This is a genomic window from Ihubacter sp. rT4E-8, assembly GCF_049852125.1.
Lineage (GTDB): Bacteria > Bacillota > Clostridia > Peptostreptococcales > Anaerovoracaceae > Senimuribacter.
In genome coordinates this window covers 147,312-168,417 of sequence record NZ_CP187532.1, presented here as the reverse complement: position 1 = coordinate 168,417, position 21,106 = coordinate 147,312, and the positions used below count along the sequence as shown (strand labels likewise).

Genomic DNA, 21,106 nt, shown 5'->3' with positions numbered 1-21,106 from the left:
CCATATGACCACTATAATAAAAGCAACTACTTTTATGAAGGAGGTATTTCAGATGGACTATGGAATCATCAGTTTACTTCCGGCTGTGATAGCCATTGGGCTTGCAATCGGAACGCGGCAGGTTGTCATCTCCCTGCTGACCGGCGTCTTTGTCGGCGCCCTGGTCATAGATAACGGCAACATAATAACCGCATTTATGGACACATTTGCAACTTATGTGACCGGCGCAATCACCGATGCCAGTCACGCATCTATTCTCATTTTTACCCTGACCATCGCCGGTATGGTCTCGATTCTGAATCTGACCGGAGGCACCAGCATCGTTTAGTAAGAAAGTAAAGTCTTCCCGCGGCGCACAGGTGATTACTTCTTTGGTCGGCTGTCTGGTATTTTTCGATGACTACGCAAACATCCTGATTGTAGGGCCGACCATGCAGCCCCTATGCGATAGGCTGCGCGTTTCAAGAGAAAAGTTGACTTACATCGTACATACTACAGCAGGTATTGTCTCTGGCATCGCGATCATGACCACGTGGATTGGGTTTGAAATCGGTCTTGTCACTGACGCTTTCAACAATATGGGATATGAAAATGTCAACGGATTTATGATGATCGTCAAAAATATTCCTTATATGTTCTATAATATTATGGCCATTGTAATTTCTTTCGCTGTTGCGCTGATGATGCGCGACTTTGGTCCAATGTATCACGCAGAACGCGCTGCAAGACTGGGAACCCCATCTACAGCCGCCAAAAAACCTGCAGCAGAAGCAGCAAGTGACATTGAAATTGGCAAAAACGGCAAAGTTTGGTATGCCCTGGTCCCAATTCTGACCATGGTTCTTACAATTTTCTTTGGCATTTGGTACAGCGGCGCAAAAAGCCTGGGCAGTGACGTCGATCCGTTCACACTGTCCGGTTTCAGAGATTGTATCGGTGAAGCAGACCCAATGCCGCCAATTGTTTGGGCAGCAATGCTGGCAACGCTGGTTGCGACTATTATCGCCAAAGTATTCGTAAAAATCCCTGTGAAAAAAGTATACCAAACCTGGCTCAGCGGATTCTTTGGATTATGTGAAACAGGCATTGTCATTGTCATCGCCTGGGCCCTTGGCAAAGTGATTACAGATTTGCACACTGCTGATTATTTAATCAGTATCGTTTCGGACGGCGTTTCCGTTGCCATTTTCCCTGCGTGCATTTTCTTAATTTCCTGTATCATATCGTTCTGTTCCGGCACTTCTTGGGGAACCATGCCAATCGTATTTCCGATCGAGATTCCTCTGGTTGCCGCATTTGTGCAGGATCCGACCAACTCTCATCTTGTCATTGCGACCATTGCGGCAGTTCTGTCAGGAAGTACTTTTGGCGATCAGACTTCTCCGATTTCTGATTCCTCTATTTTATCTTCTGCTACTTCGGGATGCGATGTCATTACCCATGTCAAAACGCAGATTCCGTACGCACTGGTTCCTGCCGGCATTGCATTACTGAGCTATTTATTGATTGGATTCACAGGCATAAGCGCACTGCTGCCTTTGATCGCCGGCGCTGCCATCATCCTTTTGATTGTACGGTTCGTCGGAAAATCCACAGATCCAAAAGTTTTATCATCGCAGGCAAAGGAGATTTAAAATATGAATCAGTTTACTGCACAAGACGTGTCTAACGCATACGAAAATATCAAAGAACTTGTTTATCAGACACCGCTCGAAGAGTCCCTTTATCTGAGCGATAACAGCAGACGGTATTTCCTGAAGCTGGAATGTCAGCAAAAGAAGGTAAAAGCCTTTAAACTTCGCGGTGCACTCAACAGAATGCTGCAGCTTACTGCAGAGGAAAAAACAAGGGGCGTAGCCACCATTTCTTCCGGTAATCACGGTGCGGCTGTCAGCTATGGGGCAAGCCTTCTGGGAATCCAAAATACAATCATTATCGTACCGGAGATCTGTCCGCAGCCGAAGGTTGACAAAATTAAAAAATTCGGCGGAACAGTCATCAAGTTAGGTAAAAACTATGACGAAGCACACCACCTGGGTCTACGCTATATTGAAGATAAGAAAATGGTCTACATCGATTCATATGACAAAGATCCTTTCGTCTATGCCGGTCAGGGAACTGTGGGGCTGGAAATCCTAAAGCAAAACCCTGACATCGATACAATTGTCTTGCCGATCGGCGGTGGTTCATTGAGTACTGGCGTTGCCGTCGCTGCCAAACAGATCAATCCGTCTATCCGCATCATCGGCGTGCAGACAGACGCATGCCCCGCTATGATTCGCTCCATCGAGGATAAAAAATGGTATGATGCCTTTCCAATTACAGGAGACACCATTTGCGACGGTCTGGTCGGCGGCGTAGGGGAATTGGTATACGCCATGCTGCCCGCATATCTGACCGATATTATTTCGATCAAAGAAACTTCGATTCGCCGCGCTGTAAGACATCTGATTCAAAAAGAAAAGATCGTCGTAGAAGGTGCAGGCGCTATCACTGTCGCTGCCGTAATGGACTACCCGGAACGCATCGGCGGTAAAAATGTCGCTCTCATTTTGAGCGGCGGCAACATTGATGAAGATCTCATGATGCGAATATTAAATGAAGCCTGAATTTCGACCTTAGAATAATAAAATGCTATCGCTTTGTTGATGGCCTCAAACTATACACAAAAAGCATGGGTGAAACAAATGCCCATGCTTTTTTACGCAGATTGTACATTATTCCTTGCCAGCTTCCCGCAATCCCTTAATGCTTTTTTTACAGGCTAAAACGAAAACAACTACTGCAACCACATATAAGGCGTCAAAAGTAACGGTGAAAAGGTAAAAATTTATAATTGTGCAAAATGCTGTCGCAAGAATATTAAAAATATGTAATCCCTGTTTGACTCTTTTGTTTCTCATAATATGTCCCTCCGGTTCATTTATTTCTGTCCGATTTTTTTGAACATCTCATAAGCCATTTCAACCTGCGCACTATATGAATCATTGTTCCCACTCCCAAAACCATAGCTACTATCAGCGCCATACTAATAAACTTTTTCATAGGCATCATTTCTATCTTTCGTCTCTTGAAAATCAGTGTTTCAAGCTGTTTGCCGACATTCATATTGTAAATCTTTAATAATTATATATTTTGAAACTATTTTATTTATATTTTTAGTATAAACTCATGCTGAGAAAAAATCAAGAATTTTCGAAAAAAGGACAGGAATGTCTCCTTCCTGTCCTTATCAATTACCGTATATATTCCTTTTCTACATATGGACTAGTAGATGTCTTTAACATGCCGCTGTAGCCCAGTTCGAATTCTACAATATCGCCGACTTTGTATTCTCTGTCTGTATGAGTTACGTCCAAAATGATGTGGTCGGAGCTGCCGCCCATGATTTCGATCTGAGAATCCAGCGGCGTCATGCTGCCTAGGTCCGTATCCTGTTTGCCGATGCCAATGATGGCGCGTTTCATAATGCCTCTGTCTTCATAATAAGGCTTTTCACCGAAAGCGTCTACCCCCACTTCTCCAATCGGTAAAGATGGTTTTTCTTTCAACTCGATGATCTGCGTCTGCAAAATCAAGGCATCGCTGACTGTCCCCGGCAGTTTCGCACCATATGCAGTGTCATTACCAAGCAGGAAAGATTCGCCCAGACGCAGGTTGTTGATACCTTCCGGCAATTCCCCTTCGTCGATCAAATAAATGGAACTGGAGTTTCCACCGGAAACCATTTCCAAATTGATATCATATTTCGCTTCCAGCTTTTCTGCAATCTCAACCAGCTGGGTTAAGGTATCGTTCTTCGGAATCACTGCGCCGTAACAGGTCAGGTTCACGCCAATTCCGTACAAATTGATATGATCCATCTTCAAAATTTCCTCTACGGCTTCGTAAATCAAATCTTCATTCTGGAAGAAAATCCCTTCTCTCAAATCACCCAAATCGATCATCAGTAAAATGTCATGGACTTTACCGGCTTTTGCAGCCTCTTCATTGAGCAGTCTGATCGTAGAAAGTTCGGAGTTAAAAGACAAATCCACATACTTTACAACCTCTGCCACTTCGCAATGCATCGGAATCCGCAGCAAAACCGTTTTCTTGCCGTTTTCGCGCGCCAGATCTGCAAACGTTGCGATGTTCTTAATGCGAGAATCTGCAACAAAGTCTACATTAGGATTTTCTACTACCAATTTTACCATCTCCTTGTCAGCGCAAAGTCCCTTGGTTACAATCATCAGGGAACAGCCGCCGCGGTCTTTGGTGATCACTGCGCAGGCGTTTAAGTTGTCTTCTAATTTCTTCAGGTTAATTTGTAATTTTGGGTACATTTCGGTTCTCCTTTCCCGTTCGATACCTAAGCGTTATATTATATTATTCTACCCGGTTCGGGCAGTTTCTTCTGGTGCAGTGTTTACAGTCATGGGTGCAGTCCCCCATGTACTGTCCGCCGCTTTCGGTCTTGGCAGCCCATTTACCCTTGACGCCCTGTCCGCCTCGCATTGCCGACTTTTCATCAGACTGCGCAAGGGCGGCGTCACGCGCCGCTTTCAGTTCTTCTTCGCTGGCGCCGCCGATCTTTTCTTCTTCTTTGAAGGCAGTCATATCGTAACCCATAGCCTCACATTCCTCAATGTGTTTCCGATATTCCTCATCCCGCTGCTTTGCTTCCTCTGCTTCACGGTTCACATCCGCCATAGCTTTGCTGACTGCGGTAAAATCCTGCTCCTTTTTCTCAGGGAATTTGAAGTCCAAGCTCTTTTCTAACAGACGAATCGCTGCCGCTCTATGTTTCTTAGACAAAACTCCCAAAGAAGCCATAATATAATCGTTATCCACTAGAATCCGTGCGTGCTCGGTTGGAAACAGCATCATGCCGGTTTCATTATGCTTTGCGATTTCCTGCATAATCTCCACGCGGTGAGGCAGTCTTGTCAAAGCGCCTCCCGTGCCGACAATGTATTTTACCGGCGTCAAATCCTTACCCTCTGCTACGGTGCTTCTGCCGGATGGACCATAGATGTACCTGATGATACCGGCATGACGTTCTACGGCTTTTAGCACGGCTTCTTTGGTTAGCCGTTCAACCAGTTTGAATTCCGCTTCTGTCTTTGGAATTGCTACATAGGTTTCCAGTGTTTTATCCAAGTCAATTTCCATTTTTTCACATTCCTTGCGCAGCTTTTCTTCTCCAATGGACTCGATGACTTTCATTCGGTTTACATAAACACCCAGGTCGCCCTCTACGGTACGCTTTGCTTTCGGTTCCGGCGCAACCATGATGCGAGCAATCTTATCGGATTCCGTGGCAACAGAATGAAGGTCTGTGGTAGCGCCTCCTACATCCAATACAATCAAATCGCCCAAGCAGTCGTACAATAGTTTGGTACATTCCATGACCGCCCCCGGGGTTGGAATAATCGGACCACTGACCATATCACGCACATGCTCCATGCCCGGCGCGTTAGTAATATGTTCCTCAAAAGCATCCTGAATCACCTTTCTGCAAGGTTCTACATTAAGATCATCGATTTTTGGATACACGTTTTCTACGTTATAGAGCTTCTGTCCGCTCTCCTCGTCAAAAATCAGTTTCATTTCCTCCTGATTTTCGATGTTGCCGGCATAAATAATCGGTGTATTTAAGCCCATCGCACGGATTTTTTCCGCATTGTCGATGGCGGTTTCCCTTTCACCGTAATCTACGCCGCCTGCAATCAGAATCAAATTCGGATTGACTTCCTTAATTTTAGCAAGATCCGTTCTTCTTAGCTTACCCGCGGTAACATAATGGATAATACCGCCAGCTCCCAAAGCAGCTTCCTTGGCAGCCTTGGCTGTCATATCGTAAACCAGCCCATGTACGGTCATTTTCAGTCCGCCGGCAGCGGAAGAAGTCGCCAGCATTTCATCATACTCCAGACTGTCTATTTCCATTTTTCTACAAAGGTCATCGATAGCGCCTTGTAGTCCAATGCGCACATCCCCGTCCATGACGGAAGTCGGCGCCTGACCCTGCGCCCAAAATACAGGGTTTTCTGTATCCAAATCCTTAAACGCATTTACAACTGTCGTTGTCGATCCGATCTCCGCTACTAATACATCTACTTTCATTGATATCCTCCTTTATCTATCCCCTTCTATTTTCTCAAAATACTTCACATAAAAATACATTTCTGCCGGCTGATAACCTACCGCCTGATAAAATTCTTTCGCATTCGGGTTGCTCGCGTCGGAATGAAACTGCATCCGTCTGCATCCCAGTTTTCGCGCGAATTCTTCTATGTATATGAGCGCTTGTTTCCCATAGCCTTTGCCCCGGTGTTCCTCGCTGATAAACAGATCATCCAGATACATGGCAATCCCATAAGTCCACACGCTGAAAATGGTCATCAAATTGGCAAAACCTACTGGTACGCCATCCTCCTCAAAGAGCAGAAGATGAATCAGTTCCGGCGTCTCCAGCGCTTCTGCAAATGTATTGGCAAAGACCTCATCACTAACTTGATCTGTTCCTCCCCAAAGGTCATCGTCTGCAATTTCGTAAACCATAAAGTCTCTATTCAATTTGATCCAGATTTGACAATCGGCCGGCTGGCATAATCGATAAGTTAACATCTTTTTGCTCCTTTCCATTCTGCTACAGCAATTTGTTTCTAATTCCGCTTTCAATCACCGGAAGATCTACAGTTCCCTGCTCGTTATCATAAGAGACAATCAGGTTTTTCCAGGGAACGATACCGGCTGATTCATATACGTCCATCTTCCATTTATGTTTCTTCATATAAGTCGGATTTCCAGTCAGCCCACAGTGTTCCCAGTAAAAGATTTTACCGCCTAATCTTCAACACTTGCTCATAGCGACACGGCACTTTGAACTCATAAAACTTTTCCGCAAGAAGCAATTCCGATTTTGACCGGACCGCAAGTCCTTTAGACGTCAAATGAATTTTCTTCTCCGGCATATAGTCACTTTGCTCGTAGGGCGCATTTTGCCAGCGTTCTGCCTCTGTTTCTTCTGTGCTATCATTTCCGGATGTTTATTTATACTGAACCTCTGCCTCTATCCAAATATCATGATAATATACAATCCTGCCGCGTTCTTTGGTCTGCAGCAATGTGCCTGGCGGACAAGCTTTTAGTTCTTTGCTAACAAATTGCTGCTTTTTTTGTATTTCTGTCAGTATTTCTTTTAATTTCAGTCCCGTAATCACAGTTTTTTAGCCCCCTCCCTGACAAAACTGACATTTTTCTTTTATTTTGTCATTTTAGTCAGGGTTTGGAGTGGAAAGGCTGACAAAACTGACAAAAATTATTTATTTTGTCTGCTTTGTCAGTATTTCGGATTTACGCCAAAAGCTTTCTCTCAATCCTTGATCTAAATCATGAATAATAGCAATAGCAAAGCATCTCTATCTCCATTCTACAAGGTTTTTTGGTATACAACCATTTTTTTACATTTTTTAATATTTTCCCACAACCGGGGGTGACGCATTTCCTGTGCCCTGGAAAGAAGAACCTTCCCCTGCAAGCCGGAGAACAGACCATTTCCTTGTATCGGTACGCGCTGCCAAAAGAACCCATTTAGTAAACAAGGGGCGGGCATCCGCCCGCCCCTCTAGGTTTACTTCTACAGTTCGCCTCTGCGTCTCTTTGCTTCTTCAGCCAAGAAGGTAGCAACGTCGATACCATGGGAATCTCTGCCGAATCCAGCGTCGATTCCAGTCTTTACAGCGTCATCAGGAATTACCTGTGTACCGCCTGCAGCGATAATTACCTTATCTCTGATACCCTTTTCAACAGCCAGATCGTTGATTCTCTTCATATTCTTATAGTGAATATTGTCGTGAGAAATGATAGTAGATGCCAGAATTGCATTTGCATTCAATTCAACAGCAGCATCAACCAATTTCTCTACTGGTACGGAAGTACCCAGGTAGTTTACCTTAATACCCCATTTTTCAATACCACCATGCTTAATGTTGATGATTTCACGAAGACCTACAGAATGTTCGTCCTCACCAACAGTACCGCATACAACTACCATCGGATGATTTTCAAACTCATCATACAGAGTCTTATCATCCAGGTGATGCGGTTCAGGTGGAATCTCCAAAGTAGAAGGATCTACGTCGAAGGTGATCTTACCCTTCATTTCAATTCTAGTTCCTTCTGCTTCCTGCATTACTTCCTTAGAAGTAACTTCAGGATTTTCAAGACCCAGCTTGCGTCCAATTTCAAGAGCAGTAGCTTCTGCCGTTCTTGTATTAGCCGGAATCATCATTGTCATCAGAACAACACCGTCTCCGCACCATTCCATTTCAGGCTTAATAGCTTTGCCGTCCAGATACTTAGAAACTTTTTCTAATCTGCGATCTACGCAATCATCTTCATCCAATTCATCGATGAATACGATTTTGCTTCTGTCTTCGAAAGTACATCCGCCGATTAAAGCAGACGGATTCTCAGGATCTCCGCCGTACTGTTCCACATTATTGTATCCGTAGTGAGCAGTTACCGGAGCCATGTAGTCTTCTTCTCTTTCAAAGATATAACCATATCCTACGCCGCCTTCCGGATTTCTGGCGATACCATCACCGTTTCTTTCCGGATATTTAGCAGAGTCTACGAAGAAGCCTTCTTTTACTGCCTGGAAATAGCCGCCAACTTCAATGATTTCTTCCATGAACAGACAAGCTCTTTCCTTCAGCTCTCTTACCATCTCTCTTAACGGACCGTCTTTCTTAAGTTCAACCATTTCCATCAGACCATCCATACCGATGAGCGCCTGTTTTGCATTGTCACAAGCTTCCATGTTATAGATATGCCAAGGTACGTTTCTGCCTTCGTCCGGTGTGATAGTGGACTGAATGTCTGCTCTGGTCAGTTTGGAGATAAACATATTCAGAACATGTGTAACGGTAGCCTCTCTGACAGATGAGCAGATATATTTCGTATTCTGCTGTGCTCTCATCTTGTATCTGCCGCAGATATCACGAAGCGCTACGGCGTAAGGCAAATCCAAATACATACAAGGCGCTGGAGTTGCGCTTGGCGGTACTGTGGATAAAGCGATATTTTCAGGCTTAATACCGACCTTTTCAGAGAATAGAGAGTTAATAGCGTGCTGTACAATCAACTCCGGCATTACCTTCCATGCTTCTCTTGCAGTCGCGTTAGCGTTGTGCGCGCCGTCGATCTGCAGAATGCCAGCCCAAGCTAAGATTTTCTTAGATTCGCAAGCGTCTACGAAGGAACGCACGCAGTTGATATCTCTATACAGTACGTTGTACTGTGGATCCTGGTGAGCGCCGTTAATACCTTCTTCTGCAAACATAACAGCTACGTCAGGACCTGCTACGCCGGAAACGTAGGAATGGTAATTGATAGGACGGCCAACTTCATCTTCGATGATATCCAGTGCTTTTCTCTGTGCTCTAACCTGTTTACGAGTTACAGGAATACCGCCGATACCCTGCGGTGTACCTTCCATCAGGCCATCGATGTGGGACTGTCCCATATGTCTGATAACCATGATATGGTCAGCGCCGTGCCATGCAGCCATTCTCATTCTTCTGATGTCGTCCTCAAAACGGCCAGAAGCGATTTCTGTTGTAATAACAGGCAGTGGCTGCGGGTCGATATTTTCAAAGTATTTTGCAGGAGGAAGTCCTACGCTGTTCTTCAAAGGCTCACTGCAATCATGAAACTCGAATGGTCCCATCTTCAGACCAGGCGCAGGTTTTCTCCATACCCAGCCCTTTCTTCTAGGTTCATACTTGTCAAGGTCTTTCAAGATGTTTCTAACATCTAATTTTTCATTTGGTTTCAAAATCATGTCTGCCATCTTTATTTACCTCCCTTGAATAATGCTACTGCATCGTCCCAGTATTCACCTTGGGCGAGCTTTTCACTAGCCTCTCTGATAGAGATGCCCTTTTCTTTAGAAATTTTGTAAACCACGTGTCCAGTTCCGTGTCCCATGAGACCTCTGTCCATACAACCTTCTACGATTTTCTGGGTGTCCAGGGAGGAAACGCCCATTCTCAGTAAAACGGCTCTTTCTACGGAAGGAGTTGTATTCTTTCTTCCCAGTTCAAGAAGCGGATCAACAACCTGAGCGGTCAATTCCCAGAATCTGTTGTAAAGTTCTTCGTCAGAAAGATTTGCAATATGCTGTCTTCTCTGTTCGAAATCGTCTGCTCTTTTCATTCTTTTATCTCCTTAATATTCTAATTAAAGTCCTAAAGTCTTTTTAACGAATTCAGCGTCAGTCTTTGTTTCCTCAGCCAGGAATGCGATATCTGCATCACTTGGATTGGTTACGCCAGCCTTTTTGCAGGCTTTTTTAATTAAAGACTGTCTGAAATGATCAATATCAGCTTCTTCGTGCTTGATCAGACCAGGGTTTGCCGGCAGAATCAGGTTTTCACCCGGCTTATCTTCCTTATTCGGATCGCCGAATCTGATATCGATACCATTTTCTCTGGCAAAAGCCATCTGCGGCTGAATATGCTTGCCTGCACCGGTATATTCAGTTTCACTGATAACCAATACAGCATCTTCCGGCAGTTCCTGTGCCAGGGAGAATGCTGCAGCAAGAGCAGTATTTCCTGCCGGACCTCTTTCGATACCTTCCAGGTTAGCCAGCGCTTCTGTAATATACATAACATCGCCCTGTTTAACGGTTACATAACGATCCATGTAACGCAGCGGTCTTGCAGCGGAACGAGGAACATCAGAGTGATCCGGATCAGTTGCGTAAGGTACGCCAAACCCAGTATGTCCAGTAGTGCAGGACTTCTTATTGAACTGTTCATCAGAAGCCATGTGAAGTCCCGTCAGGTCGATAGATGCAGCAACCATTTCAGTATTTACGCAGCCTGCTTTGAGAAGTCCTCTTGCAGTACCGGTCATCATGCCGCCGCCCGCGTTGGTGCAGACTACCATATCCGGATCTTTGCCAACCATCTCACGACACTGCATAGCAATTTCATAACCTAAAGTTTCAACGCCGGCAATACCGAACGGGGAATAGAGGGACGCATTAAAATATCCGGTATCCTCTAATACAGATAAGAAAGTATAGAACAATTCAGGTCCTACAGTCAGCTGAATAACTTCAGCGCCGTAAGCTTCGCACTTTCTTGCCTTTTCAACGATTTCAGGCTGTCCAACGCCTTTCGAGTCATAGCATTCCTGCACGATAATGCACTCCAGACCCTGCATTGCCGCCTGAGAGGCAACTGCTGCTCCATAGTTTCCGGAAGTCGCCGCGATAACGCCTTTGTAGCCTAACTTCTTCGCATGAGCAACTGCGCATGCAGCTCTTCTTGCCTTAAAGGAGCCGGAAGCATTTGCCGCTTCATCCTTAGCAAAAATTCTTGCGCCATAACCAGGCTTTGCATATTTTCTTGCCAAAGCAGTCAGGTTTCTCAGCTCGATCAGCGGTGTATTTCCTACAGCTGTTCTTGCCTGAATCTTTGCAACCTCTTCTAAAGTATATCCGGTAGACTTCATCAGAGCTTCATAATCAAAAGCAACTGAACCGGATTCAAATTCGTTATAATCCAGACCCAGCGCTTCTTTCATGATATCGTTGGATCTTCCCATTACGGAATCATAATCTTTTGCCAATGCCATTATTTGTCACCTCCGAACATGATTTCTCTCAGCTGTTTGTCGATCTCAATGATCTCAGGGACAAATGTACCATAGCTGTGTGTATAATACGGGCCAACTTCAATCAAAGTGCCCTTCTCTAAACGGTTTGACGCAGTCTTAACAGTAACCACATCGCCAATTTCTGCATCTTCCTGCAATTCTCCCTTGGTCCACATTTCCAGATCACATTTCTGGGTATCCTCAGGAATTTTAGCGGTTCTTTCATCTGCCTTTAATACAACAGAATGAATGCGAACCCAATCGCCTTTCTTAGCCATTTCTATTTTACCTCCAATAATTACCCTGCCGCTGACAATGCCCGCGCAGGGGTTAGATTGTCAGAGCACCCTTATTACTAAGCGTGCCCTGACTCTCTCGTTCTTATTTGTAACCTTACAGCCGAAGAACTATTTTACGATCTTCTTATCCGGATTGATTCTGTCTCTTACATCACCCATCAGAGCTCTTGGAATAGGCAGAGTGATCATAGTGTGCAGACCAGCCTCAGCGTTAATAACCTGCGGAATCATGTTTACGCACATAGCGATAGTTCCCAGTCCGCCTTCAACTTCTGGGCTGTTAACCATGTTAACGGAAGGAGTACCCTTGATGATAACGTAGTCGCCAGTCTGAACGCCAACCTGTTCAGGCTCGATCTGCTGAGGATGCTCCATTCTGATTTCCATACCGTTATCCAAAGTAGCGTCAGCTTCCATTGCAACGCCTGCGCAGGAACCTGCAGCAGCAAATCCATAAGGGGATTTTCTGTCAACATCAGTAGTAATAGGGTTCATATCCTGGGAGAACTTCTCTACCTTCAGACCCAGACCTTCAGCCATCATGCCTACGGATTCAGCAAATCCAACGTGACCGCTCATAGTGTGGTTTGCTTTTCTGTCAGCGAATTCTTCTACGCTGATGCCGATTCCCTGTTCTTCCATAACAGCAGGTCCGAACGGTGACAGGGAGTTAACTCTTCTGGACAGGATGTGCTCTACGTCAACCATGCATCCAGTCATAACCAGAACTAACAGGTCCATGATATGTCCAGGGTTGATACCAGTTCCCAGGCAGGATACACCGTTTGCTTTTGCGATCTTGTCCAATTCAGCAGCCAGTTCAGGCTCCTGTGCTGCAGGGTAAGCCATTTCTTCAGCAGAAGTGATTACGTTGATACCCTGTTCCATGATGAACTTCAGTCTTGGGAATGCATTCTTAGTGAAAGAGTCTGTGCAAAGCAGAACGATATCAGCAGCGCCCGGCTTAATGATGTCTTCAGCCGCCTGAATGATAACGTCTTCTCTGTCGCCTCTTTCAGTCTTGATATAGTCGTACATGGAAGTGCCGATCTTCTTGCCTCTTCCTGCAACGCCTACAATATCAACACCCTTCTTTGTCAGAAGCATGTCTGCCATTCCGCCGCCCATAGCGCCGAGTCCCCAGATAATTACTTTTACATTTTCCATTTGCTTTTACTCTCCTTTTTACATAATAAATTAGTTTTAACTAATAAATGATTTTAACAACTGCGAGTTCGTCTCGCGATATATATAATATAAAGCAACAAGCGTGCCAACACTTTCCATGTATACAAAATACGAGCTTTAGTCCTTTTTTGTTAAAAAAATAGTGGATTCCTTCATATTTTTTGATAGAATCCACCAATTTATTCTTATTTTTAAAATTACGCTTACATTATTTCTCCATATTCATCTATCATATGCAAATATTTTTGCATTTACGCTGCAAAAATATTTGCTCTTTTCACCCTTTTATGCCATATTTCTTCAATTTATGCTGCAGCGTCTGTCTCTTAATCTTCAATACCTCCGCTGTTCGTGAAATATTCCCTCCTTCTATTATCATTACTTCGCGAATAATTTCTTCTTCTAAATTAGCCAAATACTCGTCCAACGGCCCTTTGCGATCCCACTTTTCAACATCAGCGCCGATCGCCTGTATTTGCATAGGCATCTGCAGCATCTTCTCCGTCAATACATGCTCCGGTCCGGCCATAGCCACTGACTGCATAATGATGTTTTCCAACTCTCTGACATTGCCTGGATAATCATACTCGCTAAGCCTGCGTACCGCGTCGTCAGACAGCATCCAGATGGCCTTGCCAAATCGTTCGTTGTGCTTTTCCAAAAATCTGGCCGTTAACGCTGGTATATCATCCAAACGGCTGCGCAGCGGCGGAATTGCCAGACTGACTACATTAAGGCGGTAATACAAATCCTTTCTCAGCAATCCATCCTCAATCAGCTTTTCCGGCGGTTCATTTACCGTAGCGATAATGCGCACGTCAATAGGGATATCCTTTGTCCCTCCTACTCTGCGAATATAATCCTCCTGCAAAACGCGCAGTAATTTTGACTGCAAATCGTAAGGCATCGCGCTGATTTCATCCAATAAAAGCGTTCCACCATTGGCCTGTTCAAAGAGTCCCGCCCTATCGACAGCTCCGGTAAAGCCCCCCTTCGCCGTACCGAACAAAATACCCTCCAGCAAAGAGGCTGGAAGCGCCGCGCAGTTCTGCGCCAGAAAAGGTTTATTCTTCCGGCTGCCGCCATAGTGAATGCTCTGCGAAAATAATTCCTTACCAGTGCCCGTCTCACCGTAGATAAAAACAGACGCGTCGTTGTCTGCAGCTCTTTTCGCGCGCTCTACCACTGCTTTAAACCGCGGATTCGTCCCTGCAAGATCATCAAAGTGATATCGGCGAATTTTCGGCTGCACCGGATACTTCTCCATTTTCTTTTCCTGCAGTTCCAAAATAGTGTCGCTCATAGACCGAATATTTGTAATGTCTTTGGCGACTTCCACCGCCGCAATCGTTTTACCATCTTCTATAACTGGCACTGTACTGTTAATAGTAGTAATGGTTTTACCATATAAATTCGTATATGACTGTTGCTTGTTACGAGTAGCAACGTTTTTTTTCAGAGCCTGATACATGGTGCTTTCATCCAATTTGACACCCGGAAAAGCCTTATGAAACTCTTTGCCCAGAACATCGTCTACATTGATCTGTTCCATCGCTGCCATTGCGTTATTGTAAAACAGACCGACTCCGTCCTGATCAACTACATAAATGCCCGCATCGATCAGCTTAATTAACTCCTCTATGATTTTTTTATATCCTGCACTATCCAATGCGGCCACCTCCTATTGTAATTTAACTCCATTGTATCACGTTCCCCGGTTGTATGCAAATATTTTTGCATGTATATTTTCATTGAAAAATTTTGTCGTTTGTTGTATATTGTTATTTGACGATTTATTACAAGAGGAATGCAAATGAGAATCAGAAAAACACGAGATACATTTGAAGAAAAAGATATAGAAATGATAGCCAGAGTCTCTGACGCCCTTGCGCACCCTGTCCGGTTAAAGTTGTTCCGCCACATCATGCAGTGCAATAAGACCATGGAAACCGTCTGCAATAAGGATCTGGTAGCCGCCTTTGATTATGCACAGGCGACCATCTCACAACATATGAAAAAGCTTGTCGAATCGGGGTTGATCGAGGTGAAAAAAAAGGATAAATTCTCATATTATTACGCTAATCTGGGAATATTAATGCAGTATATTGACATTACCAAAAAATACTCTATACTATAGGGGAGTCTCCTAAGCGCGATTCCGTGGCGGAGGCAAAACCTCCATAAGGATATTGAGAATCAGGGGAGATTTTTTATGCTACAAAAAATTGGATTCAGTCCGGTGCAAATCTTATCCAGTGGGTTTGCGCTGATCATTCTGACAGGAAGTATTCTCCTGTCTTTACCGCTATGCAGCAAGAACGGAAGCGCCCTGCCTTTTATTGACAGTCTCTTTACGGCAACATCCGCAACCTGTGTAACAGGGCTTACTATCTACGATATTTTTTCACAGTTTAACTTTTTAGGACAATTTATCATTATCGTACTTATCCAAATCGGAGGTCTTGGTTTTATGGGAATAGCCATGACCTTTTCATTTCTGTTGGGCAGCAGGATAGGTATCTTTCAGAGATCCGTTTTAATGGAATCCGTGGGTACGTCCCATATAGGAGGCGTGGTGCGCCTTATCCGAAGAATGCTCCTGTGCACTCTGTTTTTTGAAGGTACCGGCGCGATCATTATTTCAATTCGATTCATTCCAAAACTAGGCGTTGCCCAGGGTATCTGGTATGGCATATTTCACGCCATATCCGCTTTCTGCAATGCGGGATTTGACTTAATGGGTCGTTGGCAGCCTCTGAGCTCACTGACAGGTTTTCAAGAAGACTGGCTTTTGCAAATTACAATTATGTCTCTGATTATTATTGGCGGTATTGGATTTATTGTCTTAAGCGATGTAATCGAACATCGTCTGCGCTTTCGTGAATATGGACTTCACTCTAAAATTATGATTACATTTACGGCAGCCCTTATCCTTCTTGGCGCTACGGCGTTCTTCTTCATAGAGCAGCATCATTCTCTTGATCAGATGAGCGCTGGAGAAAAGGTTCTTAACGCGTTCTTTGCCTCCGTCTCTCCCAGAACCGCTGGATTTAATTCTGTCAACTATACCGATATGACAACGGCAGGCCGCTTTATCACCATGCTGCTCATGTTCATCGGCGCGGGCCCCGGCTCTACGGGAGGCGGCATTAAAGTAACCACCTTTGTAACGCTGCTGCTGGCTATCTATTCTTCTGCGAAACACTATCGAGATCTAAGCATTTTCCACAGAAGACTTGATGACGACGCGCAGAGGAAAGCCTTTTCTAACATAGCGCTTTATACCTTAGTGGTTTTAGCCTGCAGCCTCTGTCTTATGCTGGATAATCCGGGATTAACCTCAGAAAGCTGTCTTTTTGAGTCGTTGTCCGCCATGGGTACGGTCGGCCTGACCATGGGAATTACTCCGAATCTGAGTAGCTTTTCAAAGCTTTGTCTCATCATCCTGATGTACAGCGGCAGATTAGGCAGTATTACTGTCGCTATGGCCATAGTCCGGCGAAAAATCATTCCAAAGATCAGCTACCCCAAAGAAAATATTACGCTGGGCTAATTTATGTCCGCAGGGAATTATTATATTTTATCAGGAGGAAAACTTATATGAGATCTGTTTTAGTTATAGGCTTAGGCCGCTTCGGCCGTCATCTTGCCACCAATCTTTCTAATTTAGGAAATGAGGTCATGGTTATCGATATCGATGAAAATGCAGTTAATAAGCTAGCGCCTATCGCCACTGCCGCACAGATCGGAGACTGTACAGATGAAATAGTCTTAAAAGAACTGGGCGTATCGAACTTTGACCTGTGCTTTGTCTGTATCAGCCATGATCTGGAAGCTTCTATGATCATTACTATGACGCTGAAAGAGTTGGGTGCGAAAAAGGTAATAACCAAAGTCAATCAGGATATACACGTTAAATTTCTGCTCTCCAACGGAGCTGACAACGTGATCTATCCGGAACGTGATATGGCCTTCCGTACCGCCATGAAGTACAGCGCGCAGCGAGCCTTTGATTATGTAGAACTAAGTGAACACTATGGCATCTTCGAAATCGAACCGCCTGCTGGCTGGATCGGGCGGAGTTTGACCGATATTAACGTACGCAAAAACTATCATGTTAATATTATCGCCTACAAATATCACGATCTCATCATGCCTTTAGACAACGGCGATTATTATTTCGCCGCGGATCAGCACCTAATCGTAGCCGGCGATATGAAAAACTTCCATCAGCTGATTCAAAAAGATCTATAGGCTGACAGCTACTCTGTTTCCATCTGCTCTACTCTTTGCTGCAGCGCCGCTTTATTAGAAATCCTTAGACGAACCCGTTCCTTCTCTATCAAGCCTGCCTGAACGAACTGTGCGATAACCCGCGACAGGTGGCGGTAGCTGCATCCTAAATACTGCGCCAGATCAGTCAGCCGTATTTTCATCCATCCATCCATATCAGCGGCGTTTTCTTCTTCCGCCTCCAACAAATATGCCGCCAATCTATCCTCCAGGCAATAGCTTTGCGTCGCTGCCAGCCTCTCCATACCTCGAAGCATTTTTTCGGCCAAAAACCGGCTTAGATTCTGCAGAAAAACAGAATCTGACAGCAATATACTTTCACAAACGTCAAAGGGCAGCCCAATACAAATCACATCCGTCACAGTCTGAATCGTCTGAGCTTGCCGGCGAATACCCAACAATTCCAATTCTCCCAGGAGACTGATCGGCTCGAAATACTGTGCTACAGTAATATTGCCATCTAAGTGGATCATGGATAATTTGACTCTTCCCTTTACAAGAAAATACAATCGTCTCGGTGATTTACGATCCTCACAAATATATTCACCTTTGCGAAAGCTATGTATCTCCAGACTGCCCTTTAACGCCTGCCACACTGCTGTCGAAAAAAAGCGTTCTATACAATACTTCTTTAAAATTGTATCCTTCTGCTTTTTATCCGTAATTTCCATTCATCATCCTCCTTGGTCTCACAAAACTTACTTATAGATATTATGCCATATGTCCTATTTTTTCGCAATGACCTCTGCTATACTAAAATCACAGAAAAAACAACATACTAAAGATATATACGAGGAGATATTATAAACCGAGTGACGCAAAAGCCGCGTCGTACATTATCTGTCTGCAGAAAACATGAATATAAAACCGCAAATGTTAAGATTTTAAGATAAAGAGAGGTATCAACATGAACAAATATCTATCCATTGCACCGGAAATTCGAGAGGCTCTAGCCGCGGACAAACCTATCGTAGCATTAGAGTCTACGATTCTGTCTCACGGTATGCCATATCCCGAAAATCTGGAGTTCTCTCATAAGGTAGAAGAAATTGTAAGAGAAGAAGGCGCTATTCCTGCAACAACAGCCATCATCGACGGTAAGCTATGCGTAGGTCTGACCAGCGAACAGCTGAAAATCATGTGTAAGGCTGAGAATGTAGGCAAGGTCAGCCGTCGTGACGTAGCTACTTACGTAGCAACCGGCATGGTAGGCGCCACTACCGTAGCCACTACCATGATGCTGGCAGAGCTTGCAGGTATTCGTTTCTTTGCCACAGGCGGTATCGGCGGCGTACACAGAGGAGCAGAAACCACCATGGATATTTCCGCTGATCTGCAGGAACTGGCAAACACCCAGGTAGCCGTTATCTGTGCAGGTGCAAAGAGCCTTCTGGACATCGGCCTTACACTGGAATATTTAGAAACGATGGGCGTTCCTGTCATTGGACTGGAAACTGACGACTTCCCCGCTTTTTATTGCCGTAAGAGCGGTTTCGAAGTTGATTTCAATGCGTCTGACGAAGCTACTGCTGCTAAAATCATGAAAACCAAATGGGAATTGGGACTAAAGGGCGGAGCTGTCATCGCAAATCCGATTCCTGCAGAATATGAACTGGACTTCGATGAAATGAACGCAGTTATTGAACGAGCCATTGAATCTGCAAAGAAAGATGGTATTCGCGGCAAAGCTACTACCCCCTATCTTCTGGCTCATATCAAGGATTACACCGAAGGCGTATCTCTGGCGTCAAATCTGCAGCTGGCTTATCACAACGCGAGAAAAGCAGCCCGTATTGCAGTTGAATATACAAAGCTATAAAAGAAATAAGGATGCGGTTCGAAGGGCCGCATCTTTTCTAATTCACCATATGAATTTAAGTTGACGGAATAAGCTTTCATGAGATATATTATATACTATAGAGAACTAAGGAGAACGCTTACATGGAAAGATTTAAGACCTTAAAGGATCACGTATACGAATATATTGCCGCGCAGATTCGCGAGGGCAATCTAATACCTGACCAGAGAATCAACGAAAATATCATATGTGAGGAATTGAATATCAGCCGTACTCCAGTGAGAGAGGCGCTGATTCAATTATCTGCCGAGGGCATTCTGGAAAATAAAGCGCGCCGTGGATTTCTAATCCGCTCAATATCGGAAAAGGATGTACGTGAATTGTATTCCGTCATCGGCATTCTTGACGGATATGCTGCAAATCTAGCCTGTAACGCGCTAACCGAACAGGATTACGCGGATCTGTCATTTTATATTGAAGCTATGGATCTGGCTATCAGGTCTGGTAATTATGATATGTATCATAAACAACAGGTTTCTTTCCACCAGCTTTATATTGATAAATGCGGCAACAATGCCCTGATTGATACGATTGCAAAGTCTAAGAACAAGCTTCTGAAAAAAACTTACAGCGAAGCTACACATCAAAACGCCAAAGAGGTTCTCCACGCTACAAACGATGAACACCGTGAAATTTTACGCCTGTTTCAGACAAAGGACAAAGAGGGGCTTTTCCGATTTTTATCCCAAACGCATTGGACACCCGCATATGCTTCTTACGACGTGATGAAATAATTATGGAATATAAACAGATTGAGGCTTTTTTAGCCATCGTAGAACAAAAAAATATCACAAAAGCTGCAGAAAGCCTGTTTGTCTCCCAATCAGCGCTCAGTTACCGACTAAAATCTCTGGAGGCAGAACTGGGTACAACGCTGATTGTCCGAAAGAAAGGGCTGTCTAACATTTCTCTGACGCTGCGCGGCGAAGCCTTTCTGCCCATCGCCAGAGAATGGATGGAGGTCAGCCGCAAGGTAGAAGCCTTTCGCAGCAATGTGGAAAAACTGCAGCTTCGCATTACAGCGCCCTCCAGTGTCAATTCCGTTTTTTCACCGGTATATAATTTGATCGCTGAAAGCGAGCCTTCGGTGCAGCTTTCCGTAAGCACCTGCAATTCTAACGAAATTCCGGAACAAATTCTGCGCAGAGATGCGGACATCGGCCTGGGATATTTTCGCTCAGAAAAAGAGGATGCGCGGTTAATCACAGAAGAAATCGATACCTTTCCCATGGTCATCATCGAACGTACCGATATACCTAGAGATTCTGGAGAAATTGATCCTGCCACCCTCTTGCCAGAGAAAGCTATTTTAATCAAAGGCGTTTCCTTTGATAATCCGGTCGCAGGCGACTTTTACCGGAAGACTTTCGGCGCAGATATGCCCTATTACATGCTGGTCGACTCCCCAACGATGATCGCAAACGCCATGCCGGCTGGCGGCTGGTGTATGATTCCAAGGGCCAGCACCGAAATCTTCGAAAATCTGCCCGATTATCACATTTATTCGATCAAGGAGCCTGCCCCGCAGATGCCCTGCTATCTCACGATGCATCAGGCAATTCCGCGGCAGCTTGCAGAACTGGTCAAAAAATATTTCTATTAAGAAAGTCGGCTGCGCCGATTCTACGCAAAGGTAGACTTTCTTGCCTTTTCGCCCCGCAAGCAAAGCGCGCGGTCAGGCGAAACGGACAGCGAAGCGAATATCATTCGCGGAGGAGTATGCGGAGCATACGTTGATATTCCGGAAATATCGAAAATCGATATTTCCTACATAATAAAAAAAAACGGACGTACAGCGAAAAATTCTGTG

General features: G+C 44.6%; 22 protein-coding genes. 9 read left to right on the top strand and 13 right to left on the bottom strand.

Annotation, left to right across the window (positions count from 1 at the left end):
- Window positions 1-52 precede the first annotated feature (52 nt).
- The 3 genes from ACPW7J_RS00790 to ACPW7J_RS00780 are packed head-to-tail and all read left to right on the top strand — an operon-like array spanning window position 53 to window position 2,609.
- Window positions 53-328: a hypothetical protein gene (locus tag ACPW7J_RS00790; RefSeq protein WP_425755912.1), complete on the top strand. Its 276-nt coding sequence runs from the start codon at window positions 53-55 to the stop codon at window positions 326-328.
- Between the two features lie 31 nt (window positions 329-359).
- Window positions 360-1,634, top strand: a complete 1,275-nt coding sequence (locus ACPW7J_RS00785) for a Na+/H+ antiporter NhaC family protein (protein ID WP_425755910.1) — start codon at window positions 360-362, stop codon at window positions 1,632-1,634.
- A 3-nt stretch (window positions 1,635-1,637) separates the two neighbouring features.
- Window positions 1,638-2,609: a threonine ammonia-lyase gene (locus ACPW7J_RS00780; protein ID WP_425755908.1), complete on the top strand. Its 972-nt coding sequence runs from the start codon at window positions 1,638-1,640 to the stop codon at window positions 2,607-2,609.
- A 108-nt stretch (window positions 2,610-2,717) separates the two neighbouring features.
- Here ACPW7J_RS00780 and ACPW7J_RS00775 read toward each other — a convergent pair whose 3' ends face one another.
- From ACPW7J_RS00775 to ACPW7J_RS00720, 12 genes are all read right to left on the bottom strand, one after another.
- A complete protein-coding gene (locus tag ACPW7J_RS00775) occupies window positions 2,718-2,903 on the bottom strand; it encodes a hypothetical protein (RefSeq protein ID WP_425755906.1) in 186 nt (61 codons plus the stop codon).
- A 333-nt stretch (window positions 2,904-3,236) separates the two neighbouring features.
- The gene (orr, locus tag ACPW7J_RS00770) at window positions 3,237-4,325 is read right to left on the bottom strand and encodes an ornithine racemase Orr (protein ID WP_425755904.1); all 1,089 of its coding nucleotides are present in this window, start codon (window positions 4,323-4,325) and stop codon (window positions 3,237-3,239) included.
- 43 nt (window positions 4,326-4,368) lie between these two features.
- On the bottom strand, window positions 4,369-6,108 hold the full coding sequence (locus ACPW7J_RS00765; protein ID WP_425755902.1) for a GlmL-related ornithine degradation protein: 1,740 nt from the start codon (window positions 6,106-6,108) through the stop codon (window positions 4,369-4,371).
- Between the two features lie 12 nt (window positions 6,109-6,120).
- Window positions 6,121-6,612 (bottom strand): GNAT family N-acetyltransferase, encoded by a 492-nt coding sequence (locus ACPW7J_RS00760; protein WP_425755900.1) that lies wholly within the window; start codon window positions 6,610-6,612, stop codon window positions 6,121-6,123.
- Window positions 6,613-6,634: 22 nt separating this feature from the next.
- Window positions 6,635-6,778: a hypothetical protein gene (locus tag ACPW7J_RS00755; protein ID WP_425755898.1), complete on the bottom strand. Its 144-nt coding sequence runs from the start codon at window positions 6,776-6,778 to the stop codon at window positions 6,635-6,637.
- Window positions 6,779-7,034: 256 nt separating this feature from the next.
- On the bottom strand, window positions 7,035-7,208 hold the full coding sequence (locus ACPW7J_RS00750; RefSeq protein ID WP_425755896.1) for a hypothetical protein: 174 nt from the start codon (window positions 7,206-7,208) through the stop codon (window positions 7,035-7,037).
- A 416-nt stretch (window positions 7,209-7,624) separates the two neighbouring features.
- The gene (gene oraE, locus ACPW7J_RS00745; protein ID WP_425755894.1) at window positions 7,625-9,841 is read right to left on the bottom strand and encodes a D-ornithine 4,5-aminomutase subunit OraE; all 2,217 of its coding nucleotides are present in this window, start codon (window positions 9,839-9,841) and stop codon (window positions 7,625-7,627) included.
- Between the two features lie 2 nt (window positions 9,842-9,843).
- Window positions 9,844-10,206 carry an ornithine aminomutase subunit alpha gene (locus ACPW7J_RS00740; protein WP_161873979.1) on the bottom strand — a complete coding sequence of 121 codons (363 nt, stop codon included), beginning with the start codon at window positions 10,204-10,206 and terminating at the stop codon, window positions 9,844-9,846.
- Between the two features lie 24 nt (window positions 10,207-10,230).
- On the bottom strand, window positions 10,231-11,637 hold the full coding sequence (ortB, locus tag ACPW7J_RS00735) for a 2-amino-4-oxopentanoate thiolase subunit OrtB (RefSeq protein ID WP_425755892.1): 1,407 nt from the start codon (window positions 11,635-11,637) through the stop codon (window positions 10,231-10,233).
- A complete protein-coding gene (ortA, locus tag ACPW7J_RS00730; protein WP_161873981.1) occupies window positions 11,637-11,936 on the bottom strand; it encodes a 2-amino-4-oxopentanoate thiolase subunit OrtA in 300 nt (99 codons plus the stop codon). The genes ortB and ortA overlap by 1 nt, the downstream gene beginning before the upstream one ends.
- A gap of 129 nt (window positions 11,937-12,065) precedes the next feature.
- Window positions 12,066-13,124, bottom strand: coding sequence for a 2,4-diaminopentanoate dehydrogenase (gene ord, locus ACPW7J_RS00725; protein ID WP_161873982.1), 1,059 nt, complete (start codon window positions 13,122-13,124; stop codon window positions 12,066-12,068).
- A gap of 298 nt (window positions 13,125-13,422) precedes the next feature.
- A complete protein-coding gene (locus tag ACPW7J_RS00720) occupies window positions 13,423-14,814 on the bottom strand; it encodes a sigma 54-interacting transcriptional regulator (RefSeq protein WP_161873983.1) in 1,392 nt (463 codons plus the stop codon).
- A gap of 144 nt (window positions 14,815-14,958) precedes the next feature.
- Between ACPW7J_RS00720 and ACPW7J_RS00715 the strand changes: the two genes are divergently transcribed.
- From ACPW7J_RS00715 to ACPW7J_RS00705, 3 genes are all read left to right on the top strand, one after another.
- Window positions 14,959-15,282, top strand: a complete 324-nt coding sequence (locus ACPW7J_RS00715; protein WP_161873984.1) for an ArsR/SmtB family transcription factor — start codon at window positions 14,959-14,961, stop codon at window positions 15,280-15,282.
- A 75-nt stretch (window positions 15,283-15,357) separates the two neighbouring features.
- Entirely contained in the window at window positions 15,358-16,698 is a 1,341-nt protein-coding gene (locus ACPW7J_RS00710) for a TrkH family potassium uptake protein (RefSeq protein WP_425755889.1), read from the top strand.
- Window positions 16,699-16,745: 47 nt separating this feature from the next.
- Window positions 16,746-17,399 (top strand): potassium channel family protein, encoded by a 654-nt coding sequence (locus tag ACPW7J_RS00705; protein ID WP_161873986.1) that lies wholly within the window; start codon window positions 16,746-16,748, stop codon window positions 17,397-17,399.
- Between the two features lie 8 nt (window positions 17,400-17,407).
- On the opposite strand, the gene ACPW7J_RS00700 is transcribed toward ACPW7J_RS00705, so the two are convergent.
- Entirely contained in the window at window positions 17,408-18,109 is a 702-nt protein-coding gene (locus ACPW7J_RS00700; protein WP_425755887.1) for a helix-turn-helix domain-containing protein, read from the bottom strand.
- 236 nt (window positions 18,110-18,345) lie between these two features.
- On the opposite strand from ACPW7J_RS00700, the gene ACPW7J_RS00695 reads away from it, so the two are divergent.
- The 3 genes from ACPW7J_RS00695 (at window position 18,346) to ACPW7J_RS00685 (ending at window position 20,899) form a co-directional block, all read left to right on the top strand.
- Entirely contained in the window at window positions 18,346-19,257 is a 912-nt protein-coding gene (locus tag ACPW7J_RS00695) for a pseudouridine-5'-phosphate glycosidase (RefSeq protein WP_425755885.1), read from the top strand.
- Window positions 19,258-19,379: 122 nt separating this feature from the next.
- On the top strand, window positions 19,380-20,030 hold the full coding sequence (locus ACPW7J_RS00690) for a GntR family transcriptional regulator (protein ID WP_425755883.1): 651 nt from the start codon (window positions 19,380-19,382) through the stop codon (window positions 20,028-20,030).
- Window positions 20,031-20,032: 2 nt separating this feature from the next.
- Entirely contained in the window at window positions 20,033-20,899 is an 867-nt protein-coding gene (locus ACPW7J_RS00685) for a LysR family transcriptional regulator (RefSeq protein WP_425755881.1), read from the top strand.
- Window positions 20,900-21,106 lie beyond the last annotated feature (207 nt).

Coding starts and splice junctions, on each gene's coding strand:
- ACPW7J_RS00790 (WP_425755912.1), top strand. CDS start 53: ATGGACTATGGAATCATCAGTTTACTTCCGGCTGTGATAGCCATTGGG.
- ACPW7J_RS00780 (WP_425755908.1), top strand. CDS start 1,638: ATGAATCAGTTTACTGCACAAGACGTGTCTAACGCATACGAAAATATC.
- ACPW7J_RS00775 (WP_425755906.1), bottom strand. CDS start 2,903: ATGAGAAACAAAAGAGTCAAACAGGGATTACATATTTTTAATATTCTT.
- orr (WP_425755904.1), bottom strand. CDS start 4,325: ATGTACCCAAAATTACAAATTAACCTGAAGAAATTAGAAGACAACTTA.
- ACPW7J_RS00765 (WP_425755902.1), bottom strand. CDS start 6,108: ATGAAAGTAGATGTATTAGTAGCGGAGATCGGATCGACAACGACAGTT.
- ACPW7J_RS00760 (WP_425755900.1), bottom strand. CDS start 6,612: ATGTTAACTTATCGATTATGCCAGCCGGCCGATTGTCAAATCTGGATC.
- ACPW7J_RS00755 (WP_425755898.1), bottom strand. CDS start 6,778: ATGAAGAAACATAAATGGAAGATGGACGTATATGAATCAGCCGGTATC.
- oraE (WP_425755894.1), bottom strand. CDS start 9,841: ATGGCAGACATGATTTTGAAACCAAATGAAAAATTAGATGTTAGAAAC.
- ACPW7J_RS00740 (WP_161873979.1), bottom strand. CDS start 10,206: ATGAAAAGAGCAGACGATTTCGAACAGAGAAGACAGCATATTGCAAAT.
- ortB (WP_425755892.1), bottom strand. CDS start 11,637: ATGGCATTGGCAAAAGATTATGATTCCGTAATGGGAAGATCCAACGAT.
- ortA (WP_161873981.1), bottom strand. CDS start 11,936: ATGGCTAAGAAAGGCGATTGGGTTCGCATTCATTCTGTTGTATTAAAG.
- ord (WP_161873982.1), bottom strand. CDS start 13,124: ATGGAAAATGTAAAAGTAATTATCTGGGGACTCGGCGCTATGGGCGGC.
- ACPW7J_RS00715 (WP_161873984.1), top strand. CDS start 14,959: ATGAGAATCAGAAAAACACGAGATACATTTGAAGAAAAAGATATAGAA.
- ACPW7J_RS00710 (WP_425755889.1), top strand. CDS start 15,358: ATGCTACAAAAAATTGGATTCAGTCCGGTGCAAATCTTATCCAGTGGG.
- ACPW7J_RS00705 (WP_161873986.1), top strand. CDS start 16,746: ATGAGATCTGTTTTAGTTATAGGCTTAGGCCGCTTCGGCCGTCATCTT.
- ACPW7J_RS00700 (WP_425755887.1), bottom strand. CDS start 18,109: ATGGAAATTACGGATAAAAAGCAGAAGGATACAATTTTAAAGAAGTAT.
- ACPW7J_RS00695 (WP_425755885.1), top strand. CDS start 18,346: ATGAACAAATATCTATCCATTGCACCGGAAATTCGAGAGGCTCTAGCC.
- ACPW7J_RS00690 (WP_425755883.1), top strand. CDS start 19,380: ATGGAAAGATTTAAGACCTTAAAGGATCACGTATACGAATATATTGCC.
- ACPW7J_RS00685 (WP_425755881.1), top strand. CDS start 20,033: ATGGAATATAAACAGATTGAGGCTTTTTTAGCCATCGTAGAACAAAAA.